Here is an 11,868-nt window from a genome sequence, read left to right on the forward strand (position 1 = left end):
CCTCCCATAAACGAGAAGGATTGACAGGTTTTCCTATGACGGGGTATCTGAAAGGTCGGCAAGTATTTACCCGACTGGACCAACATTCCTCGCCTTTTCTCACAAATTCTCACCTTTTCTCATAAATTCACATTTTTTCTTATATGACATCAGCTTTCTCAAACTTAGAAAAAACAAGCTTATATCATTAGTTGATACTAAATTTTATTTAGTTACTTTTCTAATAAATTAATTTATTTGATATCTGGAGTTAAGGGATTAATTTAGTTATTTGAAAATGTGCTTGTTACAACACTAGGGCGAATTAAACATCTTAGTATTCTTCTTAATAAAAAAACAGACAAAAAAGTTACAAAAGATATTTCAAAAAAGTGAATTAGAGATTGGCATGGAGCTTATATAAACTTGGCACAAATCCTGCATATTACTTATATGAGTAACTAAAAAATACTAAAGGAGATGTTTCAATGAAGTTAGGAATGTTTTTACAGCCATCACATCCACCAGAAAGAAACCCTTATGATGCTACGGAATGGGATTTAGAGGTGATCCAATTGGCGGATCAATTAGGTTACAATGAGGCATGGATTGGAGAGCATTTCACTTCAACATGGGAGCCCATCCCAGCTCCTGACTTAATGATTGCTCAAGCTCTTAAATCTACGAAGCAAATCAAGCTTGCACCTGGTGCCCACCTGTTACCTTATCATCATCCAGTAGAATTAGCTCACCGAGTTGCCTATCTTGATCACCTTGCCCAAGGACGATTAATTCTAGGAATAGGTGCAGGGGCGATGCCAACTGATTATGAGACGTTTGATGTTGATGGTAAAAATGGAGAAAATAGAAAGATGACAGCGGAAGCACTAGAAATTATGCTGAAATTTTGGAAAGAAAAAGAACCCTTTGAATTTAAAGGAAAGTATTGGAACGCAAATAAAGTAAAGGGCAATGACATCTTAAAACCACATATGGAACCTTACCAAAAACCTCATCCGCCAATTGGTGTAACTGGACTTAGTCCAGGTTCAGAAACTTTAAAAATGGCAGGAGAAAAGGGATTTATTCCAATGAGTCTTGGAAATAACCTCGAGTATATTGCTAGTCACTGGAAGGATGTCGAAGAAGGGGCAAAAAGAAGCGGAAGAAACCCGCAACGCAGCGAGTGGAGAATTACACGTGATGTGTTTGTGGCAGATACCGATGAGGAAGCACTTGAAGGATCATTAAATTCTATGATGGGTAGACATTATCGTGAATATTATTTACCTCTGTTTAGACTCCTTGGAGGAGTTTCAGTATTTAAACATGAAAGTTCCGTAGAGGATAATGAAATTACAGCAGAATATGTTGCAAAACATAACTGGTTGGTCGGTTCACCCGAAACGGTTGCAAATAAATTTGCAGATCTTTATGAGAAGGTTGGCGGTTTCGGAACTTTACTTGTAGTTAGCTACGATTATAGTGAAGAACCTGAAGCGTGGAAAAAATCAATGCGTTTATTAAAGGAGGAAGTACTGCCAAGAGTGGAAAAAAGATTATCAAAAGTAACAATATAACTCTTTCTTGATTAGGTTGTTATTTATTAATGAAACATAAAAGGTAAGAACGATGTCACAGGAATTGCTGAAAAAGCAAGTCCTCAGGTGGGTATCTTTCACATCCCAGAGCCTCTTAATTACTTCACTGTAAACACTTTAATTTATGAATTAAATAGATTTTTATAAAATAGAGGAGGGACTATAATGAGTTTTTCTGGAAAAGTTGTTGTTGTTACAGGTGCAGCTGGGGGAATTGGTAAAGAAACAGTTAAGGCTTTCGTTGAACAAGAAGCAAAGGTCGTTTTAGTTGATTTGGAACAAGATACGTTAGAATCTACAGCAAAAGATTTAAATCTAATAGAAGGAGAGTACTTATTAGTTGCAGCAGATGTTACGAAAGAAGCAGACGTAGAAGGGTATGTGACAAAAACAAAAGAAACCTTCGGACGAATTGACGTTTTTTTTAACAATGCAGGTATAGAGGGAAAGATTGTACCGCTTACTGATTATCCTTCGGATGTATTTGAATCTGTGTTAAACGTAAATGTTATGGGAGTTTTTTATGGATTAAAACATGTACTTCGAGTCATGAGTGACCAGAAATCCGGATCGGTTATTAATACATCTTCTATCTCCGGCTTAAATGGAATAGCTGGTGTTAGTGCTTATATTGCGTCTAAACACGCTGTTAACGGTTTAACAAAAACAGCTGCATTAGAAATGGCCCCGTACGGAGTTCGAGTTAATAATATTAATCCATCTACTGTAGACACAAGAATAATGCGCACTTTTGAAAGTGCCGCTGCACCCGATGATGTTGCAGCTGCTAGAGAGGCATTTACTCAGGCCATTCCACTCGCCCGCTATGGGAAGCCAGAGGATATTGCGAACTTAGTGCTGTTTTTGGCTTCGGACAAGTCCTCTTTTATTACTGGTACAGACCATAGAATTGATGGAGGACAATTAGCAGGAGTAAGAGGATATTGACATTGATCGAAAAAAATATTAGGTAAGCGATCACACTTTTTATATAGCCACAAATTGAACATAGTATCAGTATTAAATAAAAGGAATGGGTATCAAACATTCCTTTTATTTACGCTTAATCAATTCTTATTTCAAACTTTTATTTTTTTTAACAACTTCACAAGAAGCAATTCCAGGACTAGTTAACCAATGGACCCAACGTTTCTCAAAGGCTCCTACTGGCCAAATCGGAATGATGAAAAAAGCCATAAGCCAAAGTATCGGAGAATCAATGGAGAGATCAGTAGATTATCATCGATATATAACTGCATTAATGTACCAAACACAAGACCACGATGAGGGGAAGAAGGCATTTTTTGAGAAAAGGGAACCTCATTTTATTGGGAAATGATAAATGAACATCCAGGAAATGGGGATGAGATAATTTGAATAATAAAGCAGACATTATCCATTTACCTGACTGTAAGAGCATTATCTCCCAAGTAATATGTAAAAGAATATGAGAAAGATCTACTGTCTTACTTATCAAATATTTGGTATTATAATAAAAGGTCAGAAATTTGTCATTTTTTAATTTATTATCAAAAGAACATTATCATTTTAGTTATCCAACTCTCTAGAATATGTGAGGTGATTATCTTGAAAGGTGAGTATTCATACAAAGAATTGTATAACAAATGGGAGAAATTTATCAATGGCGGAAATGATTTGAACCACTTGAGAAAGGAAGTTGCGGAATCGTGGATTAATTGTCGTAAATTAAATGTAAACCCTTTCAAAAAGCCTCTTTTGTTAAATGAATCCGAAATAATAGAATTAATTAATAAAAATCGATATTTAATAGATATTGTTTCTCCATTTTTAAAATTAATTACCGATTTGATAAAAGAGACGAACTTTATATTTGTATTGACTGATAATAAAGGGAATGTTTTAGATGTTAGGGGGGATAAAGAAGTAGTCAATCATGCGAAAAAGAGTAATTTTGAAATAGGTGCAAACCGTTCTGAAAGTGCAGGCACTAATGCAATCAGTCTAGCAATTAGCACAAACAAACCAATCCAGCTTGGGGGTCCAGAGCATTATAACATACTTTTTCATCAATGGACTTGCACTTCAGCTCCGATACATGACATGAAAGGAAAGCTTATTGGAGTTCTAACACTTTCGGGACATTTCTCGCTAAAACATACACATACTTTAGGGATGGTCGTATCACTGTCCAAAGCAATTGAGAAAGAATTATCATATAAAGAAAAAATATTTGGTAAAGATAAATATATACGTAACTCTATGAGATGCAATTTTACTTTTGAAGACATTATCGGAAGAAGTAAGGCTATTCGATCTGCAATTGAGATGGCTAAAGTAGCATCAATGACAGACACAAGAATTGTAGTGGAAGGTGAAAGTGGTACAGGAAAAGAAATGTTTGTACAAGCAATACATAATGCAAGTAGTAAAAGTGGTGGGCCCTTTGTAGCAGTTAATTGTGGCGCGATTCCTGATCAGCTAATCGAAAGTGAATTATTTGGTTACGATGACGGTGCATTCACCGGGGCTAGAAAGGGAGGGAAACCCGGGAAATTTGAATTAGCAAATGGCGGAACCTTATTTTTAGATGAAATTAATAGTATGTCAGAAGATATGCAGGTTAAGTTACTTCGTGTTTTACAACAAAATGAGATAACCCGCGTCGGCGGTATAGATCCAATTCCAGTCAAGGTTAGAGTAATTGCGGCTTCCAATCAACCGCTGGAAGCGTTAGTTGAAGAAAATGACTTTCGCAGAGATCTTTTTTATAGATTAGGAATTATTATGATTGAAGTGCCTCCTCTTCGTGAAAGAAAAGAAGACATTCCTGAATTGTTTACCCACCTGTTAAAAAAAATTTCAACCCAATTAGGGAAAAACAACCTCGATCATGATCCGACAATTTTATCCTATTTAAAATCTTATCATTGGCCGGGTAATATACGTGAGTTAGAAAATTATATAGAAAGAGCTGTGGTATTAGGGCAGGGCCAAAGACTATCTTTAGAACACTTTCCGAAAAAAGTGATGGAACAAATATTTTTGAAATGCAACCTGGAGTTAACGACTTTGGAAAAAGTAGAAAAAGAATCTATCAGAAAAGCACTTGAGGTTTACGAGGGCAATATTTCAAAGACCTCCAAATTGCTAGGTATAACAAGAAAGACCTTATATAATAAGATAAAGGAATACAATTTAGAAAAAGATCAAATTGGTTGAATCTGTAGTCTTTCATAAGAGAACGTTTGTCCGTACATTATGGAATCTCCCCTTGATTGTTTTTCTGAAAAAGGTAATAATAGAAATTATATTTTTACTGTGAATTTTAACAATTAGGGGATGTAAGAATGAAGGTTGTAAAATTTGGCGGTTCTTCGCTGGCATCAGGCGTACAGGTGAAAAAGGTCTTGGATATTGTCGTTTCTGATCCGGAGAGAAGGATTGTTGTTGTTTCTGCACCGGGGAAACGCCATTCTGATGATATAAAAGTAACGGACTTATTGATTGAGTGTGCCGGACAGCATTTGGAATATGGCGAAGCAGTGGAACTGGAGAATGCTATTGTGGGTAGATATGATAATATTGCTCAAGATTTACATCTGCCAGAATCAGTTACCGAACAAATACGGACAGATCTTCATGAACTGCTGAAAGGCGATAAAAGTAATCCTGAAAGATATTTGGATGCTGTGAAAGCAAGTGGAGAAGATAATAATGCCAAGCTAATTGCTGCTTATTTTCAAAGCCAGGGCTTGGACGCAAGATATGTAAACCCTTGGGAAGCAGGGCTTATTGTCAGCAATGAACCAGGCTATGTAAAAGTGCTTCCTGAATCGTATGATGCTTTATATAGATTGCGTGAACAGTCTGGCATAATCGTTTTTCCTGGATTTTTCGGCTATAGTGAAAACAGGGAGGTTATTACATTCTCAAGGAGCGGCTCTGATATAACCGGATCGATTCTCGCAAATGGAACAAAGGCAGATTTGTATGAAAACTTTACAGATGTTGATGCGGTGTATTCTGTCAATCCAAATGTCGTGTATAATCCGACGGAAATTCGAGAACTGACTTATCGTGAAATGCGTGAGCTTTCCTATGCGGGTTTTTCCGTATTCCACGATGAAGCGTTGATTCCTGCTTTTCGTGCGGGAATTCCAGTGAATATAAAGAACACGAATAATCCGGCCGCTGAAGGAACGAGAATCGTGAATAGGCGGGATAATAAGAACGGGCCTGTCATCGGGATCGCCGGTGACAGTGGCTTTTGCAGTATTTATGTGAGCAAATACCTAATGAACCGGGAAATTGGTTTCGGCCGCAGGCTTTTGCAGATTTTAGAGGAAAGTGGCCTGTCCTATGAGCATGTCCCCTCTGGAATAGACGATATCTCCATCGTTTTAAGGCAGCGCCAGATGGATCAAGATCTTGAGGATAAGATTGTATCCCGAATTTATGAGGAACTTCACGCAGATGAAGTTAAGATAGAACATGACCTTTCGCTTATTATGGTTGTAGGAGAAGGCATGCGCCACAATGTAGGAACAACCGCGAAAGCATCCGAAGCGTTAGCGAAAGCAAAGGTTAATATTGAAATGATCAATCAGGGCTCTTCAGAGGTCAGTATGATGTTCGGTGTGAAAAACAAGGATGAGACAAAAGCAATCCAGGCTTTGTATGAAGAATTTTTCAGCAAGGCCACTGTATTAAAATAAACGAACCATTGCAAATAAACAAGACGATGCTGCGGATTCTTTAAAATTGTATTGAGAAAGACCCGTTTAGGTTAATAAAAAAGCTTGTAGTAAAGCTATCAATAGGCTTTACTACAAGCTGAAATACATAAAATTTTAAGAGTAACTATGCTTAACAAATCGTTTTCGTAATAATAGCAACACTGTTTTTGCTAGTCGTCTTTAAGCCCTTTGTTCCACAAACTTTTAATATCCGCTGCCGCCTCCAACATAAGCAGCCCCTACGATGATGAGCAGAATAAATAATACAACGATTAGCGCAAAACCAGCACCATATCCACCAGAACCAGACATTAAATCCACCCCTTTCCTTTTACAATAATAAATTATGAGTCTTCAGAGTAACCGTGCTTAGGAAATCGTTTTAGAAGAAATAATAATATTGTTCTTGCTACTCGTTTCTAAGCCCTCTGTTTCAGAAATTTTTAATATCCGCCGCCGCCTCCAACAAAAGCAGCCCCTACGATGATAAGCAGAATAAATAATACAACGATTAGCGCAAAACCAGCTCCATATCCACCAGAACCATCAGACATTAAATCCACCCCTTTTCTTATACATAATAAATTATGAGCAAAGCTAAGATATTGGCAGGGCTATTGAGTAAAAAAATCCATCCTAAAGAGAATTGGGATAACTGGGAGGGTGTTTCGAAAATGGTTATGCCCCTAAAAAGACTTTTAAAAGCGGGCAGGTCCATCATTAATACATCCTCCATTGTGACGTTTCGGTTATAAACAATTGATTGATTACACATCGACAAAAGGAGCCATCATTGGTTTCACCCGTGCATTGGCAAACAATGTCGCAGATAAAGGCATACGGGTAAATTATAGCCATTTTCAACTGTTTAAAAAACAGACTAAAAAATGTATGATTAGTAGTAAAACCATAGAATTCGAGATAATAGGTTTTTTAATTGAAAAGGTATTGAGGCACTTGGGAATGTGTATGTATTATCACCGATTTCGGTCATAAAATTGAATTTCGGGTATAACATGTCCTTTTACCATTCCCATAGTACTAATACGAGGAGATTATCAGGTGGATAGTATGAAAAAAATATTTTCTTTCCTAAAACCATACAGACTTCCTATGACGGTTGCCCTTTTCCTGATGTTATTCGAATTGGGCGTCGAACTAATCCAGCCTATTTTAATGGCGAAAATTATTGACGAAGGCATAATCAAGAAGGACCTTTCGACAGTCTATCTTTGGGGCGGGGTCATGGTTGGAATCTCGATTCTGGCTTTCGTTGGAGGAATCGTCAATTCATTTGCTTCCTCTCATGTTAGCCAGAGCTTTGGTTATGACGTGCGAAAAAGTTTGTTTGAGAAAGTCCAAGCTTTCTCCTATGCAAATCTGGATCAAATTCCGACATCTTCGCTTGTCACGAGAATGACAACGGATGTGACCATTATCCAAAATACCGTTTTTATGGGCTTAAGAGTCATGATGAGGGCACCGCTGCTTATTATCGGAGGGACCATCATGGCTCTGGTTGTAAATGTTACATTAGCGTTAGTCCTTCTATTCTCCATTCCAGTGCTTCTCTTCTTCCTTGTCTGGATTATGGGTAAAGCCGGGAAGAGGTTCAAGGCTGTCCAGGAGAGGCTGGATCAAGTAAACATCGTCATGCGCGAAAACTTGATGGGTATGCGCTTAATTAAGGCATTCCTCAGGAAAGATTTTGAGATCAATCGCTTTCAGGATGTGAATGAACAACTAAAAAGGAAAACGGTATCCTCTTTAAGATTGATAGAAACAACAATGCCGATATTGCTGCTGGTCATGAATATCAGCACCATTTTCATCCTATGGTTTGGCAACAGGTACATCGCTGCAGGGGATATTAAAGTAGGGGAAGTTGTGGCTATCGTAAATTATGCTACAAGAATTACCGCATCTTTTTCTGTGTTTTCCTGGCTGATCATGGTGTTTTCAAGAGCACGAGCCTCTTCACAACGTATCAATGAAGTCTTTGATACAGAAATTAATCTGCTAGACTCGGAGAATATGGATACATCAACAGGAATCAAAGCAGGAAAAGTAGAATTCAGGACGGTTTCTTTCCAGTATCCGGACACAGAAACATCTGTTTTACAGAATGTTTCTTTTATAGTTGAACCGGGGGAAACAGTTGCAATCCTCGGTGCCGCTGGATCCGGGAAAACATCACTGTTCCAGTTGATTCCGCGCCTTTATGATCCCAATAAAGGTGAGGTAATGATTGATGGACAGGACGTGAAAACGATTAAATTGGCAAGCTTGCGAAATCAAATTGGCGTTGTTCCCCAGGAAGCTCACCTTTTTACAGGGTCTGTCAGGGAAAATATCATATGGGGAAAAGAAAATGCGAAGAATGATGAAATCATTAGAGCTGCCGAAAGGGCCCAAATTCATGATACGATCATGAAGTTTCCAAAGCAATATGACACAGTATTGGGCCAAAAGGGTGTCAATCTTTCTGGAGGTCAAAAACAACGCTTGTCCATTGCCAGGGCGCTTGTAAGGGAGCCGAGAATTCTTTTGTTGGACGATAGCACAAGCGCCCTTGATTTACATACAGAGGCAAAACTGCTTCATGCATTGAAAGAATATACGCGTACTACTTTGATCATCACCCAAAAAATCAGTACGGCGATAGAGGCGGATTCCATTTTGCTTATGGAAGATGGAAGGCTGATTGCAAAGGGAAGCCATGCCCAGTTGCTTGGAAACAATGTTCTTTACCAAAGAATTTACCAATCACAATTCGGAGAGGAGGCATATTGAGGTGAGACGGGTACCTGCTCCATCTAGTTCAAATAACAGAACCAATCCTGCTTTTAAAAGTAAGTCAAAACCACAAAACTGGAGCGCGACAGTAAAACGCATTTGGGTGTACCTTGCTGGTAAAAAAGGTTTATTGGGCCTTGTTATTTTGATGGTTTTCGCAAGCTCGGCTCTCGGACTGCTTGGACCCTACCTCATAGGCGCTGCGATAGATGACTATATCATGACTGGAGATAGCAGTGGCTTTATTAAACTATTGCTTGCTTTGCTTGGCGTCTATTTCTTTTACTCGCTTTCAACATGGCTGCAAAACTTCTGGATGATAGGAATTGCCCAGGATACGGTTAGGACGATGCGCAATCAATTATTTGAGCATCTGCATAAACTGCCGATTCCCTTTTTCGATCATCGCCAGCATGGAGAATTGATGAGCCGTGTCACAAACGATATGGAGAACGTCAGCTCTACCCTGAATAGCTCGTTCATTCAAATTTTTTCAAGTGCCCTGACGCTTGCCGGGACAGTGGGCGTGATGCTCTGGCTAAGTCCGTTGCTAACTGTTATTACGCTGATGATCGTTCCGTTGATGTTCGCCGGAATGAAGTGGATTACCAGCAGGACGGGGAAATTGTTTAAAGAACAGCAGCGAAATATTGGTGAATTAAATGGTTTTATTGAAGAAACAATATCAGGCCAGCGGATCGTAAAGATGTTTTCCCAGGAACGAAAGGTCACCGGCCTTTTTATGGAACGAAACGGTAAACTGAAACAGTCGGGATATTTAGCACAGGCTTATTCAGGATTCATTCCAAAACTGATGACCGTATTAAATAACTTGAGCTTTGCGATTATTGCCGGCATTGGAGGCTTATTAGCCTTGAAGGGATTGATCTCGATCGGGACGATTGTGGTTTTCACAGAGTATTCCAGACAGTTTACCAGGCCCTTAAATGATCTTTCCAATCAGTTTAACACGCTCCTTTCAGCAGTAGCCGGAGCAGAAAGGGTATTCGAAATCCTCGATGAGGAAAAAGAAGAGAAGGATGAAAAACAGGCTATAGATCTTGAGAAAGTTGCTGGCAACGTTGACTTTGAACATGTCTCTTTTTCGTATGAAAAAGGCGCGAATACGATACAGAATGTCAGCTTCCATGTTTCCAGTGGTGAAACCGTGGCGCTTATCGGGCCTACCGGGGCCGGAAAAACGACTATCATCAACTTGCTGTCTCGTTTTTATAACCCTGACAGCGGGCGAATTTTAGTGGATGGGCACGATATTGCCAACGTTAGAAGGGGCAGCCTGCGGCGTCATATGGGTTTTGTATTGCAGGATTCTTTTTTATTTGTGAAAAGCATTCGTGAAAACATCCGTTATGGAAGGCTGGGAGCAACGGACGCAGAAGTGGAACAGGCCGCGAAACTGGCAAATGCTTATTCATTTATCATGAAACTGCCTGAACAATTTGATACAGTTTTAAAGCAAGATGGCGGCGGAATCAGTCAGGGGCAGAAACAGTTGCTCTCCATCGCTCGTACAATCCTTGCCGACCCGACCATTTTAATCCTCGATGAAGCTACTAGCAGCATAGATACCATAACCGAAGTAAAAATCCAGGAAGCCCTGAGGCGGTTGATGAAGGGAAGAACCAGTTTTGTAATTGCCCATAGACTGAATACAATTCAGCAGGCTAACCAAATTTTTGTCCTGGAGGAAGGGACTATTCTTGAAAAGGGCAGCCATGAATCACTTCTGAGGGATAAAGGCTTCTATTACGGCCTCTATCATAGTCAACTGCATGATAAAGGACACTTGAGCGGCTGAAAGGTAAGGACTTGCATGGGATCTCACCACCCACGAAATCATAGATTTTTTTTTGGTAAAATGTATCTCGAAAAAGATACTCAATATAGTGTATTGATGATGAAAAATGGGTAATGAGAATAATAAAGGGCAGTTGATATAATCAAGGGATCTAACTTGAGGGTAAACGAGATGAATATTGAAAAGATTTCATCGAAATGGCAAGAGGGGATTACTGTGCGAAAAGGTCCGAAGATGTTACCGTTATTATTAAATATATCAAAGTATTTTAATCAATACATGCTTTTAGAAGAACACTTTAAGCATTACCAGTTGAAGCACGATTTGCGCTGAAGATTCTAGACATTTTTGCTTGTGCTTAGCAGATCAGTTGCTTGGTTTTCTGTAATTCCATTTATTAATCCGAGTTCACTAATTAACATTTTCCGGGCAGTAAGGAGCATTTGTTTTTCACTGGAGTTAAGTGCTTTTTGATTTTGTATCCGCGTTAAATCACGTAACACTTCGGCACCTTCTTGTAATTTACCAGATTTCAACTTCTCCGAGTTTAGTTTATATCTTTCTTTCCAAGATAATGAAGTATCAGACTCTCCATAATGAAAAATGTGTAATACGTTTTTCATGGCAAGTTTATCAGAAACCGCTCTTATTGAAGAAGATGTTACTTTAGCAAGAGGGATCATTACTTGCATACTGCTGATAGGAATTGTTATCAGATAATATTCCTGTCTTTTTCCTTGAATTTCCTTTTCTTCTATGGCTTCAATTACACCTGCTCCATGCATCGGATAAATAATGTTATCGCCAATTTGAAACAAATAATCAACCTCCTATATCGTATCTTTTAATGATATCATGATTTGGATTTTTAATCAAATTTTATATAATAACACTTATTTATGACAAATGTCAATATTTTTGTTGCACAAATATAAAATAAATGAGCCAATAAATT

10 protein-coding genes and 1 pseudogene are annotated in these 11,868 nt (G+C 38.6%); 8 read left to right on the top strand and 3 right to left on the bottom strand.

Going from position 1 to position 11,868, the window contains the following annotated elements; all coding sequences use genetic code 11:
• Window positions 1–467 precede the first annotated feature (467 nt).
• From ELQ35_RS12010 to ELQ35_RS12025, 5 genes are all read left to right on the top strand, one after another.
• A complete protein-coding gene (locus ELQ35_RS12010) occupies window positions 468–1,559 on the top strand; it encodes an LLM class flavin-dependent oxidoreductase (protein WP_126865057.1) in 1,092 nt (363 codons plus the stop codon).
• Window positions 1,560–1,745: 186 nt separating this feature from the next.
• Window positions 1,746–2,528: an SDR family NAD(P)-dependent oxidoreductase gene (locus tag ELQ35_RS12015; RefSeq protein WP_126865058.1), complete on the top strand. Its 783-nt coding sequence runs from the start codon at window positions 1,746–1,748 to the stop codon at window positions 2,526–2,528.
• Between the two features lie 85 nt (window positions 2,529–2,613).
• A complete protein-coding gene (locus ELQ35_RS22620; RefSeq protein WP_185861750.1) occupies window positions 2,614–2,919 on the top strand; it encodes a Clp protease/crotonase-like domain-containing protein in 306 nt (101 codons plus the stop codon).
• Window positions 2,920–3,167: 248 nt separating this feature from the next.
• On the top strand, window positions 3,168–4,781 hold the full coding sequence (locus ELQ35_RS12020; protein ID WP_126865059.1) for a sigma-54-dependent Fis family transcriptional regulator: 1,614 nt from the start codon (window positions 3,168–3,170) through the stop codon (window positions 4,779–4,781).
• 128 nt (window positions 4,782–4,909) lie between these two features.
• On the top strand, window positions 4,910–6,277 hold the full coding sequence (locus ELQ35_RS12025; protein WP_126865060.1) for an aspartate kinase: 1,368 nt from the start codon (window positions 4,910–4,912) through the stop codon (window positions 6,275–6,277).
• A 225-nt stretch (window positions 6,278–6,502) separates the two neighbouring features.
• Here ELQ35_RS12025 and ELQ35_RS12030 read toward each other — a convergent pair whose 3' ends face one another.
• Window positions 6,503–6,610, bottom strand: coding sequence for a YjcZ family sporulation protein (locus ELQ35_RS12030; protein WP_126865061.1), 108 nt, complete (start codon window positions 6,608–6,610; stop codon window positions 6,503–6,505).
• Between the two features lie 131 nt (window positions 6,611–6,741).
• Window positions 6,742–6,852, bottom strand: a complete 111-nt coding sequence (locus ELQ35_RS12035; protein ID WP_126865062.1) for a YjcZ family sporulation protein — start codon at window positions 6,850–6,852, stop codon at window positions 6,742–6,744.
• Window positions 6,853–6,996: 144 nt separating this feature from the next.
• On the opposite strand from ELQ35_RS12035, the pseudogene ELQ35_RS23110 reads away from it, so the two are divergent.
• From ELQ35_RS23110 to ELQ35_RS12050, 3 genes and pseudogenes are all read left to right on the top strand, one after another.
• A pseudogene (locus ELQ35_RS23110) lies at window positions 6,997–7,147 on the top strand (SDR family NAD(P)-dependent oxidoreductase); the annotation flags it as partial.
• A gap of 222 nt (window positions 7,148–7,369) precedes the next feature.
• Window positions 7,370–9,091 carry an ABC transporter ATP-binding protein gene (locus tag ELQ35_RS12045; protein ID WP_126865063.1) on the top strand — a complete coding sequence of 574 codons (1,722 nt, stop codon included), beginning with the start codon at window positions 7,370–7,372 and terminating at the stop codon, window positions 9,089–9,091.
• Window positions 9,039–10,913 carry an ABC transporter ATP-binding protein gene (locus ELQ35_RS12050; protein WP_126865120.1) on the top strand — a complete coding sequence of 625 codons (1,875 nt, stop codon included), beginning with the start codon at window positions 9,039–9,041 and terminating at the stop codon, window positions 10,911–10,913. The genes ELQ35_RS12045 and ELQ35_RS12050 overlap by 53 nt, the downstream gene beginning before the upstream one ends.
• Window positions 10,914–11,251: 338 nt before the next feature.
• Here the strand turns inward: ELQ35_RS12050 and ELQ35_RS12055 are convergent, their stop codons facing one another.
• Entirely contained in the window at window positions 11,252–11,731 is a 480-nt protein-coding gene (locus ELQ35_RS12055) for a CarD family transcriptional regulator (RefSeq protein ID WP_281278123.1), read from the bottom strand.
• Between the last annotated feature and the right edge of the window lie 137 nt (window positions 11,732–11,868).

The organism is Peribacillus cavernae (assembly GCF_003989135.1).
In the GTDB taxonomy this organism is placed as follows: Bacteria; Bacillota; Bacilli; order Bacillales; family DSM-1321; genus Peribacillus; species Peribacillus cavernae.